Origin of the sequence: Chrysosporum bergii ANA360D (assembly GCF_029891735.1) — a bacterium.
In the GTDB taxonomy this organism is placed as follows: Bacteria; Cyanobacteriota; Cyanobacteriia; order Cyanobacteriales; family Nostocaceae; genus Umezakia; species Umezakia bergii.
This window is the reverse complement of sequence record NZ_JANQDH010000076.1, coordinates 87,371-107,587: the sequence shown is the minus strand read 5'-3', so window position 1 is coordinate 107,587 and position 20,217 is coordinate 87,371. Positions and strand designations below refer to the sequence as shown.

Annotated in this window: 16 protein-coding genes, 1 tRNA gene and 3 pseudogenes; 10 read left to right on the top strand and 10 right to left on the bottom strand. The window is 41.8% G+C overall.

Features of this window, described 5'->3' with window-relative positions:
- The first annotated feature begins 559 nt into the window (after window positions 1-559).
- The 3 genes and pseudogenes from uvrA to NWP17_RS11640 form a co-directional block, all read left to right on the top strand.
- On the top strand, window positions 560-3,442 hold the full coding sequence (uvrA, locus tag NWP17_RS11650) for an excinuclease ABC subunit UvrA (protein WP_280655070.1): 2,883 nt from the start codon (window positions 560-562) through the stop codon (window positions 3,440-3,442).
- Between the two features lie 335 nt (window positions 3,443-3,777).
- A tRNA-Met gene (locus tag NWP17_RS11645) sits at window positions 3,778-3,851 on the top strand.
- Window positions 3,852-4,048: 197 nt separating this feature from the next.
- A pseudogene (locus NWP17_RS11640) lies at window positions 4,049-4,300 on the top strand (IS701 family transposase); the annotation flags it as partial.
- A gap of 200 nt (window positions 4,301-4,500) precedes the next feature.
- Here NWP17_RS11640 and NWP17_RS11635 read toward each other — a convergent pair.
- The 4 genes and pseudogenes from NWP17_RS11635 to NWP17_RS11620 all read right to left on the bottom strand — a co-directional run bounded on the left by NWP17_RS11635 (window position 4,501) and on the right by NWP17_RS11620 (window position 6,895).
- Window positions 4,501-5,469 carry a DUF4351 domain-containing protein gene (locus NWP17_RS11635; RefSeq protein ID WP_280655069.1) on the bottom strand — a complete coding sequence of 323 codons (969 nt, stop codon included), beginning with the start codon at window positions 5,467-5,469 and terminating at the stop codon, window positions 4,501-4,503.
- Between the two features lie 94 nt (window positions 5,470-5,563).
- Window positions 5,564-5,784: pseudogene (locus NWP17_RS11630) on the bottom strand (protein kinase); the annotation flags it as partial.
- Between the two features lie 198 nt (window positions 5,785-5,982).
- Entirely contained in the window at window positions 5,983-6,303 is a 321-nt protein-coding gene (locus NWP17_RS11625) for a DUF2973 domain-containing protein (RefSeq protein ID WP_280655068.1), read from the bottom strand.
- A 274-nt stretch (window positions 6,304-6,577) separates the two neighbouring features.
- Window positions 6,578-6,895, bottom strand: coding sequence for a DUF2605 domain-containing protein (locus tag NWP17_RS11620; protein WP_280655067.1), 318 nt, complete (start codon window positions 6,893-6,895; stop codon window positions 6,578-6,580).
- 554 nt (window positions 6,896-7,449) lie between these two features.
- Here NWP17_RS11620 and thrS point away from each other — a divergent pair.
- From thrS to NWP17_RS11600, 4 genes are all read left to right on the top strand, one after another.
- Window positions 7,450-9,294 (top strand): threonine--tRNA ligase, encoded by a 1,845-nt coding sequence (thrS, locus tag NWP17_RS11615; protein ID WP_280655066.1) that lies wholly within the window; start codon window positions 7,450-7,452, stop codon window positions 9,292-9,294.
- 200 nt (window positions 9,295-9,494) lie between these two features.
- The gene (thrB, locus tag NWP17_RS11610; protein ID WP_280655065.1) at window positions 9,495-10,412 is read left to right on the top strand and encodes a homoserine kinase; all 918 of its coding nucleotides are present in this window, start codon (window positions 9,495-9,497) and stop codon (window positions 10,410-10,412) included.
- A gap of 6 nt (window positions 10,413-10,418) precedes the next feature.
- Window positions 10,419-10,937, top strand: coding sequence for a hypothetical protein (locus tag NWP17_RS11605; RefSeq protein ID WP_280655064.1), 519 nt, complete (start codon window positions 10,419-10,421; stop codon window positions 10,935-10,937).
- 274 nt (window positions 10,938-11,211) lie between these two features.
- Window positions 11,212-12,825 carry an NAD(P)H-quinone oxidoreductase subunit 4 gene (locus NWP17_RS11600; RefSeq protein ID WP_280655063.1) on the top strand — a complete coding sequence of 538 codons (1,614 nt, stop codon included), beginning with the start codon at window positions 11,212-11,214 and terminating at the stop codon, window positions 12,823-12,825.
- A gap of 208 nt (window positions 12,826-13,033) precedes the next feature.
- Here NWP17_RS11600 and NWP17_RS11595 read toward each other — a convergent pair whose 3' ends face one another.
- The 5 genes from NWP17_RS11595 to NWP17_RS11575 all read right to left on the bottom strand — a co-directional run bounded on the left by NWP17_RS11595 (window position 13,034) and on the right by NWP17_RS11575 (window position 16,657).
- Window positions 13,034-13,837, bottom strand: a complete 804-nt coding sequence (locus NWP17_RS11595; RefSeq protein WP_280655062.1) for a peroxiredoxin-like family protein — start codon at window positions 13,835-13,837, stop codon at window positions 13,034-13,036.
- 104 nt (window positions 13,838-13,941) lie between these two features.
- The gene (locus NWP17_RS11590) at window positions 13,942-14,103 is read right to left on the bottom strand and encodes a DUF488 family protein (protein WP_280655061.1); all 162 of its coding nucleotides are present in this window, start codon (window positions 14,101-14,103) and stop codon (window positions 13,942-13,944) included.
- Window positions 14,104-14,251: 148 nt separating this feature from the next.
- On the bottom strand, window positions 14,252-14,602 hold the full coding sequence (locus NWP17_RS11585; RefSeq protein ID WP_200989473.1) for a DUF1257 domain-containing protein: 351 nt from the start codon (window positions 14,600-14,602) through the stop codon (window positions 14,252-14,254).
- A gap of 108 nt (window positions 14,603-14,710) precedes the next feature.
- A complete protein-coding gene (gene ycf46, locus NWP17_RS11580) occupies window positions 14,711-16,222 on the bottom strand; it encodes a stress-responsive protein Ycf46 (protein WP_280655060.1) in 1,512 nt (503 codons plus the stop codon).
- Between the two features lie 90 nt (window positions 16,223-16,312).
- Entirely contained in the window at window positions 16,313-16,657 is a 345-nt protein-coding gene (locus NWP17_RS11575; protein ID WP_280655059.1) for a slr0373 family blue light stress response protein, read from the bottom strand.
- A 270-nt stretch (window positions 16,658-16,927) separates the two neighbouring features.
- Here NWP17_RS11575 and NWP17_RS11570 point away from each other — a divergent pair, with 270 nt between their 5' ends.
- Together NWP17_RS11570 and NWP17_RS11565 are read left to right on the top strand one after the other, a co-directional pair.
- Entirely contained in the window at window positions 16,928-18,082 is a 1,155-nt protein-coding gene (locus tag NWP17_RS11570) for an NAD-dependent epimerase/dehydratase family protein (RefSeq protein WP_280655058.1), read from the top strand.
- Between the two features lie 99 nt (window positions 18,083-18,181).
- Window positions 18,182-19,309: a glycosyltransferase family 4 protein gene (locus tag NWP17_RS11565; protein WP_280655057.1), complete on the top strand. Its 1,128-nt coding sequence runs from the start codon at window positions 18,182-18,184 to the stop codon at window positions 19,307-19,309.
- A gap of 115 nt (window positions 19,310-19,424) precedes the next feature.
- On the opposite strand, the gene NWP17_RS11560 is transcribed toward NWP17_RS11565, so the two are convergent.
- Window positions 19,425-19,685 carry a DUF7219 family protein gene (locus tag NWP17_RS11560; RefSeq protein WP_280655056.1) on the bottom strand — a complete coding sequence of 87 codons (261 nt, stop codon included), beginning with the start codon at window positions 19,683-19,685 and terminating at the stop codon, window positions 19,425-19,427.
- 300 nt (window positions 19,686-19,985) lie between these two features.
- Here NWP17_RS11560 and NWP17_RS17615 point away from each other — a divergent pair.
- A pseudogene (locus NWP17_RS17615) lies at window positions 19,986-20,204 on the top strand (hypothetical protein); the annotation flags it as partial.
- Window positions 20,205-20,217 lie beyond the last annotated feature (13 nt).

Sequence of the window (20,217 nt, the reverse complement as noted above, 5' to 3'; positions counted from 1 at the left end):
AATAGAAATGTTGCCTTTTTTTATAAATCATGTTAGAGAGAGGAAACAGTAGCCTAGAGATGTACTTGGCTAATGTTACTGACTATTTCCGTTTTATTGTGTTCCACTCTCTTAGTTATGTTCTTCAATAAATTTTGGCTACAACCGGAATAACAGATGAAAATTAGTTAGTTTATTAGTACATTTACTTAGCAATAAACCCGGAAATTTTATGAGTATAGCAATGTTGTTGTTCAGTCCAGAAAGTTTAATATTGCGGGAGAGGGTTTTTATTTTTACTTTGGGGAAAAACACAGTTTTTTGTGGTGATATTTAGTAACATTAATTATTCGTCTTGAGAAAAATAAAAATATCTGTTTGGGGTTAAATGGTATTAAAAGCAATCAGTCAGTCCGTGGCAAATAAAAACTTTTATTGGTGCTTTTTTTCGGTGGTTGTCAGGGACTCAGGATACAATAGAAAATATATTGTCAAGTAATCACTACTGGAGACAATACCAAAGTAAAAATAGTATTATTAAAAACTGTTGCATACCGCCTCTTACTATCACCAAGCCGATATGTCAGATCATCAGCCAGCCCCGTTGTTAAATGCACATCTCCCCCACTCTCACCACCATAGCCAGAATACTATTCGGATTAGGGGTGCTAGGCAGCACAATCTGAAAAATATTGACTTGGAATTACCGCGCGATCGCTTGATTGTATTTACTGGTGTTTCCGGCTCGGGTAAGTCTTCTTTGGCTTTTGACACCATTTTTGCCGAAGGTCAACGGCGTTACGTGGAGTCCCTCAGCGCCTACGCCCGCCAATTCCTAGGTCAACTGGATAAGCCGGATGTGGAAGCTATCGACGGCTTAAGTCCCGCTATTTCCATTGATCAAAAGTCTACTTCCCATAATCCCCGTTCTACGGTGGGGACGGTGACAGAAATTTACGATTATCTACGGCTTTTGTTTGCTCGCGCCGGTGAACCCCATTGTCCCATCTGCGATCGCTCCATTGCACCCCAAACTATCGATCAAATGTGCGATCGCATTTTAGACTTACCAGACCGTACTCGGTTCCAAATTCTTGCGCCTGTGGTCCGGGGTAAAAAAGGTACTCACCGTAAGTTGTTATCAAGTCTTGCTTCCCAAGGTTTCGTGCGTGTGCGGATTGATGGAGAGGTGCAGGAACTGTCTGACTCCATTGAGTTAGATAGAAATATTACTCATACTATAGAGGTTGTGATTGACCGCTTAGTTAAAAAGCCTGGTATCCAAGAGCGTTTAGTGGATTCTCTCTCTACGTGTCTTAAACAATCTGGTGGTATTGCTAACATTATTGTTGGTTTGTCCTCGGATAGGGGTGAAGACCAAGAACAAGAATTAGTATTTTCAGAAAACTTTGCTTGTCCAGTCCACGGTGCGGTAATGGACGAATTATCGCCGCGTTTGTTTTCCTTTAATTCCCCTTATGGCGCTTGTCCCCATTGTCATGGAATTGGCACTTTAAAAAGATTTGCCCCGGATTTGATTATACCTGACCCAGAAGCACCAATTTACGCTGCCATCGCCCCTTGGTCAGAAAAAGATAACTCATATTATCTAGAATTACTTTATGCTGTGGGACAGGTCACTGGGTTTGAACTACAAGCTAAGTGGAACCAATTGACGGTGACACAACAGCAAACCATACTTTATGGCGAGCAGCAAGAAAGCAGTATACAAGGAAAAATCAGGAATTTTCACGGTGTGATTCCCACTTTACAGCGTCAATATGACAATGGTTCAGACTTAATTAAGCAAAAGTTAGAAGAATATATAATTGATCAGCCTTGTGAGGTTTGTGGGGGGAAACGTTTAAAACCCCAGGCTTTAGGGGTACGGTTGGGACAATATGGAATTTTAGATTTAACTGGGGTTTCCATTCGGGATTGTCGGCACAGAATTGATCAGTTAAAATTAACAGACCGGCAAATGCAGATTGCTGATTTAGTTTTAAGGGAAATTAAAGCTAGATTGCAATTTTTGTTAGATGTTGGTTTAGATTATCTCACCCTCGACCGTTCGGCCATGACTCTTTCTGGTGGGGAAGCCCAACGTATTCGGTTAGCAACCCAGATTGGTTCGGGTTTAACTGGGGTATTGTATGTATTAGATGAACCGAGTATTGGTTTACATCAACGAGATAATACCAAGTTGCTGAAAACTTTAACTAAATTACGGGATTTAGGTAACACTTTAATTGTAGTTGAGCATGACGAAGAAACTATCCGTGCTGCCAATTATATTGTTGATATTGGACCTGGTGCAGGAATTCACGGTGGTAATATTGTTACTCAAGGTGACTTAGACACTTTACTAGCAGCAGAAGATTCCTTAACAGGGGCTTATTTATCGGGAAGAAAGGTAATTACCACACCACAGGAACGCCGACCGGGAAATGGGCGCAGTTTAGTGATTAAAAATGCTCATCGCCACAATTTAAAAAATATTGATGCAGAAATTCCTTTAGGAAAACTTGTTGCTGTTACCGGTGTTTCTGGTTCTGGTAAATCTACCTTAATTAATGAGTTACTTTACCCATCATTACAACATCATTTAACTAAGAGAGTTCCTTTACCGAAAGATTTACAGGAAATTCAAGGGTTAAACGCGGTGGATAAGGCCATTGTTATCGACCAATCACCCATAGGACGGACACCAAGGTCTAATCCTGCAACTTATACAGGTGTTTTTGATGCGATTCGCGATGTATTTTCCCAAACGGTAGAGGCTAAGGCCAGGGGATATAAACCCGGACAATTTTCCTTCAATGTTAAGGGTGGACGTTGTGAAGCTTGCGGTGGTCAGGGTGTGAATGTGATTGAAATGAACTTTCTTCCTAATGTTTATGTCCAGTGCGAAGTCTGCAAAGGTGCAAGATATAACCGGGAAACTTTGCAGGTGAAATACAAAGATAAGTCAATTGCAGATGTGCTGAATATGACTGTGGAGGAAAGTTTAGAATTTTGCCAAAACATTCCCAAAGCGGTGAACCGTTTACAAACTTTATATGATGTGGGTTTGGGTTATATGAAACTAGGACAACCCGCCACTACTTTATCTGGTGGGGAAGCGCAACGGGTAAAATTAGCAACTGAACTATCCCGACGTGCTACTGGTAAGACTCTTTATTTAATTGATGAACCAACTACAGGGTTATCTTTTTATGATGTACATAAATTGTTGGATGTGCTGCAAAGATTGGTAGATAAGGGTAATTCAATTTTAGTCATTGAACACAATTTAGATGTGATTCGTTGCGCTGATTGGGTGATTGACTTGGGTCCTGAAGGAGGGGATCGAGGGGGAGAAATCATTGGGGTGGGTACTCCGGAGGATGTGGCAAATAATCCCCGTTCTTACACCGGACAATATTTACAACAGGCGTTAAAGCAGTATCCGCCCCAGAAGTAGAGCTTGTCCTAAGTTGACCGAAATATCAACGGCGAGCAGAGCTAATGGCTTCAGACATGGGGGTTAGCCCTTGGTGATTGTAATCGCCTTCCCCATTCTTCAACTAATTCGCTTGCACTAATACATTAAACTACAGTACAGGCAATAAAAAGGAGGTGATGCAAGAGTGTTGGTAATGGAGCATAAAGCAATCGTCAAAAAAGCACAGGCTCAAGCCATATTAGAATTGTTCGCCGTGCAGATGGATATAGGGAAAAAAATCAAAAATTAATATGTCCAGGGACTAGCCATAAACAAATTTGTGTGCTATGGTAATAAAGAATGAAAAAAAACAAGGCTCAGTAGCTCAGTTGGTTAGAGCACGGGACTCATAAGCCTGGGGTCGTTGGTTCAAATCCGACCTGAGCCATATACACTGTATAAGACTTAGAGGGAATTCATGGGTTTAACCCAAACTCTTTAAAACCTACATTAACCCAAATTTAACCCACGTCAACATAATACTTACAGAAACTTTGTGTAATATGTACATAATTACTACAACAAGCTGACATAAATATGGGATAATAATATTAGAGGCTATAAGCCTTACCACATAACAGTTACAGGAATGAATTTATCACAATTCATGATACTCATTGGCGGATTGAAACCTTTCATCGAGCCATAAAACAAGTATGTGGAATTTGTCGGTTCATGGTTAGAGATACTCATGCAATTAAGACTTACATCTTTTGTTCACTTCAAGCTTTTGTTAAGTTGGAGTTTATGCGCTCTGAAAAAATAATTAGCAATTGGTATGAAATACAACGGAATCTGTTTACTTTAGTTGTACGTGAGCATATTTTTCCTAATCTTAATAGCGATTGGCTTCGCCAGTACCGTAGGCAATCGCATGATCTAGAGATCATACATCATGTTTTTTGTCAATGCGTAAGTCCTAGTTCTAAATTCTAAATTATAACAAGCAAGATGCTTGTGTTACGTGGACTGTATCAGTAGCACTGGCTTCTAGCCAGATTATTTTAATACCGAGGGACTGGAGTCCCTACTACCAACTACTGAGCTTGCAACCAATTAAGTAAATCTGCCATAGTGGTGAAATCTAATAAAGTTTCCCCCAGGGTTTCCAACTGACTTGCAGACAGTGACTGGATGCGCTGTTGTGTTACTGGCGATAATTCACCCAGTCTTCTTCTAAGTAATTTTAGAATAACTGCCTGTTCGCCTTCTTGTCTTCCTTCTTGTCTTCCTTCTTCCTTCCCGCGCTCATAGCCTATGCGCTCCCCGGTGGTCACGTATCTCATAGTCCGCTCCTGCTCAAATTGTTTATACTCTTCCCAAAACTGTTTTTCCAATGCTTCTGGTAAAATCATAACCCAATCAATAAATCTATACAGGTTACGAATATCTTGCTCTTGTAACCCTAAATCGTATAACCTGCGAATTAACTGAAATTTCCAGCTTTTACGCTCCGCGGGGGTTGAGCGCGTTTGTTGGGTTTTTAAATGCGCCATCACCACTGTAGCAAAGGGATTGTTACTATTTTCTAACTCTTGCCAATTGTCTGCGTAGTCTAAAAGTTTTACACTGCGAAATTTAAAGTTTAAGCTCGTATCCGGGTAATTGTAACTATAACCATTGGGTCGCCAGTCCCGATGGGTGTCACAGAGAATAGCTAGGCTAATGGCTGGTTGATCAAATCGGTCAAAAATGCGAAAATTGTAGGTAAACATCCGCTTACCAAAGTTTTCTTCCTTTTGTCCTTGAATTTCTACATGAATTAATAACCATAATTCTTGTCCTGACCTTTGCCAAACTTTGACTAATTGGTCAGCATATCGTTTACCCTGTTCAGCTTCACGACTAATTTGTTGAAATTCTTTATTTAGAAATTCATAGGGGCGTTCCCAGTCAATTAATGCAGCTGTTTCTGGGAAAAAGAACTGTATAGCTTGGGGAAAATAGGCTTCTAGGATTTCTTTCCAGGGGCTATCAAAATCAGCCCGTTCATTAATGTTAGTCATTGGTGATGGGAGTTTTTTTCATAATCATATCAAATGTTCTTAGTGAGGACTTTAGTCCTCAAATTGGATACTATGAGCATGACACCGGGGAACTGCTGTTTGTCCCTTGGGCTTGGGGAAGAAATTTTTTAATTACACAGTAGGGTTTTGATGGTTTATCTTCATCAATGGCTAGGAATGTGCGACCAAATCCCCCTTGTCCTAATATTGACGCGCATATGTTTCCCGCAGGAGTAGTTTACCACTGCACTGCTGGCAAAACTGGCAATAGTCGGGGTTGGGGAGGAGACGGTGGGGATTAAGACATTGACGCATAGATGCAAATCTGGGGTTTGTTGTTATTTTATCCCTATTTTCCCACCAACACTCAAGAAAATTGAGTTAAATGAGAACTGGTTTCCTTAAATATCTGCAAATTTTTGACGGATGGGCTTGTTATTATAGAAATTAAACATAGGGGTTCAGCAATGCTCAACCCCCAACGCTACAGTTTTTCTGGTAAACCAGAAAAACTTAACTTTCTTCTTGACGGTCGGTTTTTTGTCCTGGAGAAGATTCATACAAAGCATCTAACTGTTGACGAGCATCTTCTACATTCACTGAACGCATGACCAACAGAGGTTCTTTAATTAGATTACCGGCGTTATCTAATAACTCTGGATGGGGAATAAATTGTTTTCTGGGAGAAAGATAGCCTTGATTAGCGGTTGATGAGTTTTTAGGTGGATAAACCCGCTCTCGATCAACACTAAACATAATCAAGTTGCGGATTAAGTTAGCAACGGCTATGAAAGCAAGAATTGTAAAGGCGAAAATGTAAAGCAGGTGTAACATTGGGTTTTCCTCCAAGAACGGCAAATTTTAAAACTTTTTTGGGTAAGGTTTTGTTTCGCCCATGTTGTCAAATGGGACGAGGGGTTATAAACAACGCACGCTGGGTGCATCATGTTTTTATGGAAAAATTTGTTAATCCTTATTGAATCTAAAGTAGCATGGGATACATTATTTTTTAATAAAAATAATATTAAGTTTCTTGTATCTTCAATGCAACTTGTATATTGTTTTTCTGTTCTGCTGATCAGCCTGGTGAGAGCCACCAGCCGACTCTTTACATTTCTCGTGCTTGACGCGATCGCATTGATACACTCCAGCATTCTGTTACTAGTCGATGCCAAGGTATGAGGGTGTTCATGTCAATTCCCACTTGTCCATCGGTAGCGCTAAACAGCATCTTAGCCGCGTTTAGCTCCTCTTGTGCTTGCTTGAGTCGTAACAGTAGGTCAGATTGCTCTTCTTGACTCATGAATGAGAGTTGCTCGGTTTCTAACAATTCACGCGATCGCCCAAACCAGTAATTAAAATCCTCCAGTAGAGGTTCTAACACTGTTTTCAGCATCTCAGCCCCTGGTAAATTTGAGTCTCGCATAAGTAAAAAGTATATTTCTAGCTTCCCTATTAATATTAACGTTTTTTACAAAAATTAACATTTTCTGCTAGTCTGTCCTCAGATGGATTGTGGAAAAATCTGTAGTAGTGGCGATAAAATAAGTTATAGTAATAATAACCAAAAGTCTATCTAAGGTTGACAAAACAAAAAAAATGTGATAACAGCCTGTGGTGATTATTTAGTCTTGATGGGCTGGGCTTGATGATAAAAGATTATTTAAAGTCAAACTGGCAGTAATCAACGTCAGCAAACTTGTTGTATTTAAACCAGCTTTAATTTGTATAATTGTAGCCGAGAAGACTTGTAGTGAGCCTAGTGGATAGCTTGCGTGGCGTACCCATAGTATGCCTGAACTACCTTTACTGATGAAATGCAGATTATCGGATTTAGCTGCTTAATAGCTTACTAGATAAAATAAAGATGTAAAATCGGTGAAAAGCCAATAAAATCAACTTTTTGAGTTTCGACTATTCCTTGGGTAGATTTTTGAGAGCTTCAACTACTAAAATTATCATTTTGCAATCACTTTGCTCATGGTTCAGCAACCAATGTCGCCAAAATCATCTGTTAGTCAATCAGAACAACCTGAAAAAATTTATTTACCCCGTACCAGCGAATCAGAGAAACTAAAGAGGATTCGCCACACAGCTTCTCATGTAATGGCTATGGCTGTACAAAAGCTGTTTCCCAAAGCGCAAGTTACCATTGGTCCTTGGATTGAAAACGGTTTTTACTACGACTTCGATAGTCCGGAACCATTTAGCGAAAATGATTTGAAGTCCATCAAGAAAGAGATGGTAAAAATTATTAATCGCAAATTACCCGTAAGTCGGGAAGAAGTCAGCCGGGAGGAAGCCGAAAAACGCATTTTAGCAATTCGGGAATCTTACAAGTTAGAAATCCTGGCAGATATCAAGGAAGAACCAATTACAATTTACCATCTCGGCGATGAATGGTGGGATTTATGCGCGGGTCCCCATGTGGAAAACACCAGCGAATTAAACCCCAAAGCCATTGAATTAGAAAGTGTGGCTGGGGCTTATTGGCGTGGGGATGAAACTAAAGCCCAGTTACAACGCATCTATGCTACTGCTTGGGAAAGCCCAGAACACTTGGCTGAATATAAGCGGCGCAAAGAAGAGGCGCTGCGAAGAGACCATCGCAAACTAGGTAAGGAACTGGGATTATTTATATTTTCTGAACAGGTGGGGCCGGGTTTACCTCTGTGGACACCCAAAGGTACTTTATTACGGAGTACGTTAGAAGATTTCCTCAAGGGTGAACAACTCAAACGCGGTTATTTACCTGTGGTGACACCGCATATTGCTAGAGTGGATTTATTTAAAACTTCTGGACACTGGCAAAAATATAAGGAAGATATGTTTCCCCTGATGGGGGAAGATGCAGAAGCAGTGGCGCAGGAACAGGGTTTTGTCCTCAAGCCGATGAATTGCCCCTTCCATATCCAAATATACAAGAGTGAATTACGGTCATACCGGGAATTACCTATCAGGTTGGCAGAGTTTGGTACTGTTTACCGCTATGAACAGTCAGGAGAGTTAGGCGGTTTAACCAGAGTGCGCGGTTTTACTGTGGATGATTCCCACTTGTTTGTTACTCCTGAACAGTTAGACAGTGAATTTATCAATGTGGTAGATTTGATTTTGTCGGTGTTTAACAGTTTACAACTGAAGAATTTTAAAGCTAGACTTAGTTTCCGCGACCCCACTAGTGATAAATATATTGGTTCCAATGAAGTTTGGGATAAGGCAGAAGGCGCAATTCGCCGGGCGGTGGAACATTTGGGAATGGAATACTTTGAGGGAATTGGGGAAGCAGCGTTTTATGGACCAAAACTAGATTTTATCTTTAGTGATGCTTTGGAACGAGAATGGCAATTGGGAACAGTTCAGGTAGATTACAATTTACCAGAACGTTTTGATTTGGAATATGTGGCTGAAGATGGTTCCCGTAAACGTCCTGTGATGATTCACCGTGCGCCCTTTGGTTCTCTAGAACGGTTGATTGGTATTTTAATTGAACAGTATGCTGGGGATTTTCCTCTATGGTTAGCACCGGTGCAAGCTCGATTGTTACCAGTAGGTGAAGCACAACTAGATTTTAGTAAACAAGTTGCAGCGAAAATGCTGGCTGCGGGTATCCGTGCAGAAGTGGATACTAGTGGCGATCGCTTGGGTAAACTTATCCGCAATGCAGAAAAACAAAAAGTACCTGTAATGGCGGTTGTGGGAGCGCAAGAGGTTGAATCTAATAGCTTGAGTATCCGTACCCGTGCGGCGGGAGAGTTGGGAGCGATACCTGTTGATGAAGTGGTGAATAAAATGAAGAATGCGATCGCTAACTTCGAGAACTTCTAACCGACAATAGGGTGAGTATGGCTCACCCTATAAAAAAATCACTGTAATGGTTAACCTGAGTATTTTGTTAACCACGGGCGTTAAGTATGTGAACTGGCTAGTGAACCCTTACTCATATATTAAGTTATGTAAAGCATAATTTTGAGCGAATCAATCCCTATTCATGAGATGCTAGTGGATTGATTGGTGAGTATTTGCGGATGTCTGTTATTTCTAGTATCACTGTTACCGTTCCCGCCACAACTGCTAACTTAGGTCCGGGTTTTGACTGCATCGGTGCGGCTTTAACGCTGTACAACAAGTTCAAATTCACTCCTTTAGCAGAAGGTGGATTAATTATTTCTGTCACGGGTAAAGAAGCTGAAGGGGTGCAGACCGATGAGAATAATCTGCTTTATCAGGCGTTTGTTAAGTTCTATCAATATATAGGACAAAAACCCCCATCAGTAAAAATGGAAATTGACCTTGGTGTACCCTTGGCCAGGGGTTTGGGTAGTTCAGCTACAGCCATTGTCGGGGGGTTAGTGGGCGCTAATCAATTAGCCGATGCGCCCTTGAGTGTGTTGGAGGTGATGAAATTAGCGATCGCAATGGAGGGACATCCTGATAATGTAGTACCTGCCCTCTTGGGGGGATGTCGTCTAGCTGCTAGTAGTGGCGATAGCTGGGAAATTTGCGATGTTCCTTGGTATGGGGATATTATACCTGTGGTGGCTATTCCTGATTTTGAGCTATCCACGAGTGAAGCCCGGCAAGTTCTACCCCCCCAAGTGACTCGTAGTGATGCAATTTTTAATACAGCACATCTGGGGTTATTGTTGCGGGGTTTGCAAACTGGGCAGGAACAGTGGTTAAGAACCGCTTTACAAGATAAGTTACATCAGCCATATCGTCAGGCTTTAATTCCTGGTTATGATGCTGTCAATGCAGCGGCCCTTGGTGCTGGTGCTTATGGCATGGTAATTAGTGGTGCTGGCCCAACACTGTTAGCTTTAGTAAATCAATTGCAATCCCAAGCTGTACAAGAGGCAATGTTATCAGCTTGGCAGTCAGCAGGTATTATGGCAGTTGTGCGATCGCTGTCTCTGGATAACCAAGGTGTAACCTACCAAAGATAAACTGCAATGAGCAACCAAATTCATACAGAAATCACCAACCTGAAAGCACAAATTCACGATCTCCAGCAAGAACGGGTTAGCCTCCAAGCAGTAATAAAGAATGTCTTGTCTCACCAAGGTGATTCACCTTCAGCAATGGTGGAAGCTTTTCGCCGCCAAGCCCGAGAAAATCCCCAATTATCGGTAGAAATCAAAGGTATAGACGATGCGATCGCAGCTTTGGAAGCACAGCTACAACAAAAACAAGCAGAGTTAGAACATTGGCAAAATCAATCACCACAACTCACCCCAGAGCAGGAGTTAGAAGCAGCCAGACAAGTGGCTCAAGTTCATGCCCAACGCATTAATCAACTGGCAAAGGAACTAGCTACAGAAATCCGCCAACTCAAATCTTGTGCTGATTATTTGAGTCCCATGTATTGGCAAGTGTACTACAAACCTTTTATTACTGGGTTTAAGACTATCTCAGTTCCCCACGTTCGCTCAGATGGCGAGGTTTGGACGATTGTAAATCGGATTGTTTGACAATCCCCGGCGTAAATGCAAAGGGATTCTATATTTGGGCAAAATTCGCTATACAAAGACTTAAATGGGTGGCTTGAGCCACTTTTTTATTTTTGGTTGACGTTGCAAAAATTTACAATTACAATTGTTGGCAAAGGAGTCAGTGAGTATTTGTGCTTAGTCACTGACTCAAAAAGCAGATATATTAGGGATAAATAACGTTTACAAAACTATAAAATCCTTAATATAATGAAATCAAACGCAAAAAGGTCAACTGATTAACCTACCAGAAATAATGAATGCTATTGAGTTTCCTTGGTTATCGGCTATAATTTCATTGCCCCTGGTGGCTGCCATAGCCATACCCTTAATCCCAGATAAAGAAGGCAAAACCGTTCGCTGGTATGCTCTGGGAGTTGCGATCGCCGATTTCGCATTGATGATTTCCGCCTTTTGGTATAGCTACGACTGGCAAAACTCCACACTGCAACTCGTAGAGAAATATACTTGGATTCCCCAGTTAGCTTTAAATTGGTCCGTGGGTGTTGATGGTTTATCCATGCCCCTAGTCTTGTTAACAGGCATAATCAATACCCTAGCAATCTTCGCGGCTTGGAAGGTCACAAACAAGCCGCGATTGTTTTATGGTTTGATGTTGGCGATGTACAGCGCCCAAATTGGGGTATTTGTGGCCCAAGATTTGCTGTTGTTCTTCTTAATGTGGGAAATCGAGTTAGTACCTGTGTACCTGCTTATTTCCATTTGGGGAGGACCCAAGCGTCGTTATGCAGCTACTAAATTTATTCTCTACACAGCAGCAGCATCAATATTTATCTTAGTAGCTGGGTTGGCAATGGCATTTTCAGGAGATACTGTCACCTTTGACATAGCAACTCTGGGAATGAAGCAATACCCCAAAGCCTTTGAATTGTTAACTTATGCAGGTTTCTTGATAGCCTTCGGTGTCAAGTTGCCCATATTCCCCCTACATACTTGGTTACCTGATGCCCACGGTGAAGCGTCTGCACCTGGTTCAATGATTTTGGCTGGTGTGTTGTTAAAAATGGGTGGTTATGCACTCATCCGCATGAACGTGGAAATGTTACCTAATGCCCATGTTTACTTTGCCCCAGTGTTAGCAGTTTTAGGTGTAGTGAACATTGTTTACGGTGCTTGCTGTGCCTTTGCCCAAACAAATCTGAAACGCCGCTTGGCTTACTCTTCAATTGCCCACATGGGTTTTGTATTAATCGGTATTGCCTCTTATACAGAAATTGGTATTAGCGGTGCTGTACTACAAATGGTTTCTCACGGTTTAATTGCTGCTAGCTTGTTCTTCTTATCTGGTGTTACTTATGAACGTACCCACACCTTGATGATGGACAAAATGGGCGGTATGGCTAAAGTAATGCCCAGAACCTTTGCAGTATTCACTATTGGTTCCATGGCTTCTCTGGCTTTACCTGGAATGAGTGGCTTTGTGGGTGAGTTGATGGTATTTCTCGGTATCGCTTCCAGTGATGTTTACAGTTCGAGTTTCAAAGTTGTAGTTGTCCTGTTGTCAGCTGTTGGGGTAATTTTAACTCCCATTTACTTACTGTCAATGCTGCGCCAAGTGTTCTACGGTCAGCAAAGCAAAGAATTACATCTAGATGCTGTAATTTCTGATATTAAACCCCGGGAATTGTTTATCACCGCTTGTTTAATAGTTCCTATCATTGGTATTGGTTTATATCCCAAGTTGATTACCCAGACCTATGATGTCAAGACAGTCCAACTAGCTGCCCATGCACGTCAAGTTTTACCAGTTGTGGCTCGTCAGCAACCAGTAAGTGTGTACTCACGTATTTTCACAGCACCAACTTTGGCTTCATCTCAAGTTGATACTTTAGCTAATATCTCAGAGTAATATAATACCCAGTAAGGGTGTTGCAAGTAAATTCTAAATATGAGGGGAAAATAGGGTGGTTACAAAACCACCCTTAAAATTGTGATTCACTTGATAGCTTTTGTAGAGAGAGAAGAACACATTACTATAATGGTCCTGGAGCAATGGAAAATATTAAATTTACACACCAGCTTGAGTCAATGCCAGATGCAAAATTGGAAACTAAAAATTAATAATTATGTGTTGGGGTAGATACATCTTTTTCAATTAGAGATAAAAATGATAGTGGTTGGCTCATGTTAGCAGCAAAGCCGAGAATTCCTGGATCTAGATGTTGATAAAGTAGTTGTCCTGTTGTATCAAAGAGAAAAGTTCCACCACGCTGGGTTAAGTAAGCAGACAATGGTACATAGGTATGCCAATTTTTGAGAACTTCTACCATATTACCTAGCCTTAGAGTGGCTAACTCAAAGGGACGTTGAAAGCCATTACCGCCGGCTAGTCGAAAAAATGAGCCTTTAAAAGTAGGTAGAGGAGTATTCTCAATCATTTCATCATCCCCAATTAGTTGGGGGGCTTGGCGATCGCCTGTGTATCCCCGCAAAACTTCTGCAAGAGTTCCGGGACTACCAATACCGGCACACATTAATAGTAGATTTAGCCAGGCTTTTTGAGACTGAGAAAGTCCAGGTAGAGAAAACTTTAAACCAGGATAAAGATTGAGTTGGCGATGTAGTTCTGCATGAGGTTCAACAAATAAGTTTTGAGGGGGAAATCCTGTATATGCACAGAATTTTTTCCCAGCGGCTAAGTTACCAATTCCCACCGCACGAATAGCGAGTTTTTGCGCTGCTAATTTGTCAGCTTCTCGCCGTAACCACCACGCATATTCAAGGCTATCAAAATCCCCTAGTTGTGGCCAGACTAATATGAGGATATGGGAGACAGTCTCGCAGTTTTCTAGCAGCGATCGCGTCATACCATCACTAACGCGCTGACGTTTGGTCTGATTAAATATGGTGTAGGGATTCATCGGCAGGTATTAACTATTATTTAGCTATATTAGTCTAATTTATCAAAATTTATGTTGATTTGAGAATGTAAATTATCTCCATCCTAAATTCTGCTCCACCTCTGCTACATTCTCTCTGTAATGAGTTGATTGAACCTCTTTTCATATGTTGCCCAGTCGATTTGCTTTTTTTTATATTCTTCGAGAATATCTTTAGTGGGGGCTAAATCTAGAAGATGGATATATTCAATTTTTTTCTGGGTAAAGCCAATGGTAAATATTTTCATAAGTGGTCATGATTTTGATATAGACAGTCCCGTAATTATAATAAACTTTTTGGGTGTCATGCCTGGGGCAAAACAGCCCATAAAAAAGCGGGCTAACCGCTAATGATGTGGTTAACCCGTTCAGTTTTGGGAACGCGCTGAGAAATTCTTATTGCAGTACCAACTTGACATTGGCGTTTTGCAGACCGCGCTGTTTTACTTCGGACAAGGTTTTGTTAACAGCGTATTTTTGGTTGATGGAGTTGATCAACTCGGTTTGGTTGTGCTTTTTAGCAACGCCCCACAGGTCAGCGATGAGGTCGAAGGAACCGTCGCTATTGCGAGACCAACCTAAATCATATTCACCTTCCAAAACAGCTACGATGTCGGAACGAACGCGCTGGCCATTGTAACCACGAACATCAGCTTCAGTCTTCACGGTAATACCGAGGTCGCGCAAAGAAGACTTGAGGATTTCAGCATCGGTGATTTTGGTACGCAGGGTGCTAAAATGAGACATTTGGGTTTCCTCCAGTGAGAAGATTGAGAAAAAAGACAACGGTTTTTTTACGGTAACTGCTAGCTTTTTGGGCTAGCCTTTGCCCCTGGTGTGAGCAGGGGAAAGCTTTTAGAACTCCATGCGCTGATATTCAGCGACAGAGGCTGCGGCGGGTCTGGCGCGTTGTCTAGCCCAATCTCTTAGGGCTGTTACTTGTTCTTGCATCGTTCGAGACAACGGCAGTGTTGCTTTTAGCGCAGCAATAATATCTAATTGTGTGAACTCGCGGTCTTGGGCGAAGGCTTCATACATAGCCGCCACGAGCGCTTGTTCAATTTCTGCCCCAGAGAAGCCGTCGGACATTTTGGCTAATTGCTCTAGATCGAATCGGGAAATATCTTCACGACGCTTAGTGAGGTGAATTTTGTATATATCCTGGCGTTCTTCGGTTGTGGGCAGATCCACAAAGAAAATTTCGTCAAAACGTCCTTTCCTCAAGAATTCTCCAGGTAACCGTTCTACTCGGTTAGCAGTTGCCATGACAAATACTGGAGATTTTTTCTCTTGCATCCATGTGAGAAAAGAACCAAAGATTCTACTTGAAGTACCACCATCAGAATCAGATGAACCAGAGCTACCGGCAAAGGATTTATCTAATTCGTCTATGAACAGAATGGCTGGAGAGATAGATTCTGCTGTTTTGAGGGCGTTACGTAGATTGGCTTCACTTCGTCCTACCATGGAGCCGTCATATACTCGCCCCATGTCTAGGCGCAATAATGGCAAGCTCCATAATCTGGAGGTGGTTTTGGCAATTAATGACTTACCGCAACCAGGAACACCTAAAATTAACATTCCTTTGGGCTGGGGCAAACCATACTCTCTCGCCCTTTCTGTAAAGGCGTTAGAGCGCTGTTTTAGCCACCTTTTTAGTTCTTCTAAGCCACCCACAGCATCAATGGTTTCATCTTCTTCGATGTATTCTAAAATACCATTGCGGCGAATGAGTTGCTTTTTCTCAGATAGAACTATCTCTACTTCTTCTTCCGTGAGGCGGCCCCTAGTTACTTGTGCCTTACGGTATACTTTCTCAGATTCGTCCTTGGTTAAACCTAACGCTGCTCTGAGAAGCTTTTCTCGCGCCTCGGTTGTGATCCGTCTGCCTCTATTTTGCTCTAAGTGGTGAGTTAAAACTTTGTTTAGCTCTACCATATCTGGCAATTTAAAGTCAATAACTACAACTTCTTTTTCTAATTCAATGGGAACTTGTTGCAGGGGTGACATCAATATAATGTTTTTCTGCATTCCTTTGAAACTAGCGATCGCATCACGCAGCGACCTTGTTGTTGCAGGCGCATCAATAAAGGGATGTAAATCTTTAAGAATAAATATACCAGGTTCTCTCTGTCGGATAATCCACTCAATGGCGGCTTCCGGAGATACAGTATTGTGTTGGGTGACGTTCCGGGGTTGCCCATATTCCACGATGCCGTGAGTTACTGTCCAGACGTATACGCGGCGTTGGGGCTTGATTAATTGGGCGATTGTGGAAATTGCCTGCTCCGCCCGTTCTTCCTCGGAGGTCACCAGGTAGATTAGAGGATATTGAGCTTGAATTAGGATATTGAGCTCTTCTTTCATACAATCGACCTGCTTGAGACCTTATACAGTAAAGACATCGTTTGTTGGTTGCGGCAATGGAATTATGAACTCTTCATTCACTATTCTTACCTAGCAAGGAACCAATTCTTCCTCACCCTGGGGATGAGTTTGATCTTTTTCCATCTCATCAATGGTTAGATGCTCTGGGATCACTCCTGGTTGACTGCTCATGGCAATCAATTCTCCATCTCGTAACACTAATGAACTTTCACAGTTTGGACAGGAGTAAATCCTGTGGGTTCGTCCATAGGCGGAAGCTTCAACTTCTTCAACTAGTTCTGAGTTAGCTAGGTAGAAGCCCAGGGCCCGTTCCGCTAGATCTGACATTGGTTCAGAATCAATCACTGAACGAATCTTGAGTTTCTTGTGAAGTTCTGGCGACAGATATAAAGTAACCTTTTGCTTAGTTTGCATATAACTCTTTAACGGCTGTACCCGGGTATGTATATTACTCTATCGGTTACTTTCTCACTTGTCAAGACGTTAAAGCGTTTTAACGGCAATTTTGTTACATTTATTTACATTAATCAAATATGCCAGAGAGGTTTAAGGGTGTTGATCCGCCTTAAGCATAGTTATATTGCCGATTTCGCAGCTAAGAGTTATTGCTTTTTACAAAGAATCATGGTTAACAGGTACTAAAACCTGGTAGATTTAGCTATCAGCGAGTAAAAACTGGTTAAGATGAAAGTCCTGGTTATTGGTGGTGATGGTTACTGCGGTTGGGCAACTGCACTTTACCTTTCCAACCGAGGTTATGAAGTAGGAATTTTAGATAGTTTGGTGAGACGGCACTGGGATAATGAATTGGGTATCGCAACTCTGACCCCCATCGCGCCAATTCACCAACGCCTCCAGCGATGGAAAGATTTGACGGGTAAATCTATCGACCTATTTATTGGCGATATCACTAATTACGAGTTCCTCAAGCAAGTTCTACACCAATTTGAGCCAAACGCCCTAGTGCATTTTGGTGAACAACGATCTGCGCCTTTTTCCATGATCGACAGAGAACACGCAGTCCTCACCCAGGTGAATAACGTAGTGGGCACATTAAATTTGCTCTACGCTATGCGAGAAGATTTCCCAGATTGCCACATGGTGAAACTGGGAACTATGGGCGAGTATGGAACACCCAACATAGATATAGAAGAGGGGTACATCACAATTGAACACAACGGGCGGAAAGATACTCTACCCTATCCCAAGCAGCCTGGTTCAATGTACCATCTGAGCAAAGTACATGATAGTCACAACATCCACTTTGCTTGCCGGATTTGGGGACTGCGGGCTACAGACTTAAATCAAGGGATAGTTTATGGCGTTCTCACCGAAGAAACGGGGATGGACGAAATGTTAATTAATCGCCTTGATTATGATGGGGTGTTTGGTACAGCGTTGAATCGTTTCTGTATTCAAGCGGCCATCGCTCACCCTCTCACAGTTTATGGTAAGGGTGGACAAACTCGTGGCTTTTTGGATATTCGGGACACAGTGCGATGTATAGAATTAGCGATCGCCAACCCAGCCCAGCCGGGGGAATTCCGGGTGTTCAACCAATTCACTGAGTTATTCAGCATTGGTGATCTGGCATTAATGGTGAAAAAAGCCGGTAATGCTCTAGGACTAAATGTGGAAATCAATCATCTGGATAACCCCAGGGTGGAAAAAGAAGAACATTACTTCAACGCCAAAAATACTAAACTGCTGGATTTAGGGCTACAGCCCCATTATCTCTCTGATTCCTTACTTGATTCTTTGTTAAACTTTGCTGTCAAGTATAAGAAACGAGTTGATAACCAGCAAATTATGCCCAAAGTTTCTTGGCACAGAGGTTAGGCTTTAGCCTGGTAGCAACTGTTATATCATGTGCTAAAAACACATGATTTTGTTTCGTGGGCATCTTGCCCACATCTATATCTGGTTGTATATTTTTTTATGAGAATAGCCCTATTCACTGAAACCTTTCTCCCGAAAATTGATGGCATAGTAACGCGATTGCGTCACACTGTTGACCATTTACAGCGCAATGGTGACAAAGTGCTAGTGTTTGCCCCTGACGGCGGTATTACTGAACATAAAGGAGCTAAAGTTTACGGAGTTAGTGGCTTTCCTTTGCCATTGTATCCAGAGTTGAAAATGGCTTTACCCCGTCCTGCCATTGGTTATGCTTTAGAGGAATTTCAGCCAGATATTATTCATGTGGTGAATCCAGCAGTGTTGGGATTAGGGGGAATTTTTTATAGTAAGATGCTAAAAATACCACTGGTAGCGTCTTATCATACCCACTTACCTCAGTATCTCCAGCATTACGGTTTGGGAATGCTAGAAGGGTTTCTGTGGGAATTGCTCAAAAGCGCTCATAATCAAGCGGCTTTAAATCTTTGCACTTCTACAGTGATGATGGAAGAACTAACAGGACATGGTATTGAACGGGTGAGTGTATGGCAAAGGGGTGTAGATACAGAATTATTTCATCCTGATTTGGCTAGTGTGGAGATGCGATCGCGTCTATCCCAAAATCACCCAGAAAGTCCTTTGCTGTTGTATGTTGGTCGTCTTTCGGCGGAAAAAGAAATTGAGCGCATTAAGCCGATCCTAAAAGCAATTCCTGATGCCCGATTAGCACTGGTGGGTGATGGACCCCACCGCCAAGAACTAGAAAAATATTTTGCAGACACTCACACTCATTTTGTGGGCTACCTCACAGGAAAAGAGTTAGGTTCCGCCTTCGCCAGTGCTGATGCTTTTATTTTTCCTTCTCGAACAGAAACACTGGGCTTAGTTTTATTAGAAGCAATGGCCGCTGGCTGTCCAGTGGTGGCAGCCCGTTCTGGGGGAATTCCTGATATTGTCACCGATGGTGTTAATGGTTATCTTTTTGAACCGAGGGCAGATATTCAAGATGCTATAGATGCTACTGTCCGGTTGTTGGAACAAAAGCAAGAACGAGAAGTTATCCGTCAAAATGCCCGCAGAGAAGCAGAAAAGTGGGGATGGTCTGCGGCAACTTCTCAGTTACAAGATTATTATCAAAAGGTGTTACAGCCCATGGTATCTAAGTAGTTAATGCGGCTATATTATAGCTAGATGACCAAACTCTTACCTAAAAGATACCACCCCGCAGTTTTGGGGTGGTATGTAGGTGATAATGTCAAGCAAACCTGCTACTGGTGATTTCTCAAGAATTACTGTCCTCATCATCATTTTTAAAGGGACTCTCACCAATTCCCAGTTGTTTTTTCGTTTTTTTCAATTGTTTCCACAAAACTTTGATTTGTTCATAAGCTTCTTCTGGGCTTAACTTTCCACCTGTTTCTAAATTACAGATGTAACTGATACGTTGAGCAAATTCCTGCAAGTTGGCATTAAAAACCAAGTTTTCAGGCTTGACATGACCATAGTAGCGTCCGCGAGGATAGAAAAAATCATCTTTATTCATTAATTTTCTCCTTTTCTTTACTAAATATTTTTACTCTTTGAAGCATTTCCCCAAAATCAATTTTCCCAGTTCCAGATGCAAGATAAATTGCCTTTTCCTGTCTTATTGTTAGTTACACCGGAAAAGGTAAATAAGCTCAAAGGTACATAGGAAAGACTTTTTAACCTATGTTTCCCTTTTCGCGGCTTCTTGGATCAAAGTCTACCAGAGCTTATACAAAACTATAACCTTTTTCCAGTACGCGATCGCTGCCAAGCAGCACTCTGCGTCATTTCTCCTTGCTGTATCACCTGTTCAACACAGCCAAAAGCGTTTGAGGGTTTACTAAATTTAATGACGTACAAAACCGGACATAATTTGGAGCGTTTACTCAGGAACAAAGTTGATGCTATCTGTGTCCATGTTGCCGCTAAAATTAACAGTCATACTTTGCGTATTTTTTCCAATCAGTATTTTAGTATTTATGTCATTATTGTAACAGCACACTTTACACTGATCCACATAAGGCATATACTGTAAACCTGTGTTATCA

What these genes read in the sequence shown, in the direction of transcription:
- ycf46 (WP_280655060.1), bottom strand. Translation starts at nt 16,222, where the DNA reads ATGAAAGAAGAGCTCAATATCCTAATTCAAGCTCAATATCCTCTAATC.
- NWP17_RS11635 (WP_280655069.1), bottom strand. Translation starts at nt 5,469, where the DNA reads ATGACTAACATTAATGAACGGGCTGATTTTGATAGCCCCTGGAAAGAA.
- NWP17_RS11565 (WP_280655057.1), top strand. Translation starts at nt 18,182, where the DNA reads ATGAGAATAGCCCTATTCACTGAAACCTTTCTCCCGAAAATTGATGGC.
- thrS (WP_280655066.1), top strand. Translation starts at nt 7,450, where the DNA reads ATGGTTCAGCAACCAATGTCGCCAAAATCATCTGTTAGTCAATCAGAA.
- NWP17_RS11620 (WP_280655067.1), bottom strand. Translation starts at nt 6,895, where the DNA reads ATGCGAGACTCAAATTTACCAGGGGCTGAGATGCTGAAAACAGTGTTA.
- NWP17_RS11605 (WP_280655064.1), top strand. Translation starts at nt 10,419, where the DNA reads ATGAGCAACCAAATTCATACAGAAATCACCAACCTGAAAGCACAAATT.
- uvrA (WP_280655070.1), top strand. Translation starts at nt 560, where the DNA reads ATGTCAGATCATCAGCCAGCCCCGTTGTTAAATGCACATCTCCCCCAC.
- NWP17_RS11595 (WP_280655062.1), bottom strand. Translation starts at nt 13,837, where the DNA reads ATGAATCCCTACACCATATTTAATCAGACCAAACGTCAGCGCGTTAGT.
- NWP17_RS11575 (WP_280655059.1), bottom strand. Translation starts at nt 16,657, where the DNA reads ATGCAAACTAAGCAAAAGGTTACTTTATATCTGTCGCCAGAACTTCAC.
- NWP17_RS11590 (WP_280655061.1), bottom strand. Translation starts at nt 14,103, where the DNA reads ATGAAAATATTTACCATTGGCTTTACCCAGAAAAAAATTGAATATATC.
- NWP17_RS11570 (WP_280655058.1), top strand. Translation starts at nt 16,928, where the DNA reads ATGAAAGTCCTGGTTATTGGTGGTGATGGTTACTGCGGTTGGGCAACT.
- NWP17_RS11600 (WP_280655063.1), top strand. Translation starts at nt 11,212, where the DNA reads ATGAATGCTATTGAGTTTCCTTGGTTATCGGCTATAATTTCATTGCCC.
- thrB (WP_280655065.1), top strand. Translation starts at nt 9,495, where the DNA reads ATGTCTGTTATTTCTAGTATCACTGTTACCGTTCCCGCCACAACTGCT.
- NWP17_RS11625 (WP_280655068.1), bottom strand. Translation starts at nt 6,303, where the DNA reads ATGTTACACCTGCTTTACATTTTCGCCTTTACAATTCTTGCTTTCATA.
- NWP17_RS11560 (WP_280655056.1), bottom strand. Translation starts at nt 19,685, where the DNA reads ATGAATAAAGATGATTTTTTCTATCCTCGCGGACGCTACTATGGTCAT.
- NWP17_RS11585 (WP_200989473.1), bottom strand. Translation starts at nt 14,602, where the DNA reads ATGTCTCATTTTAGCACCCTGCGTACCAAAATCACCGATGCTGAAATC.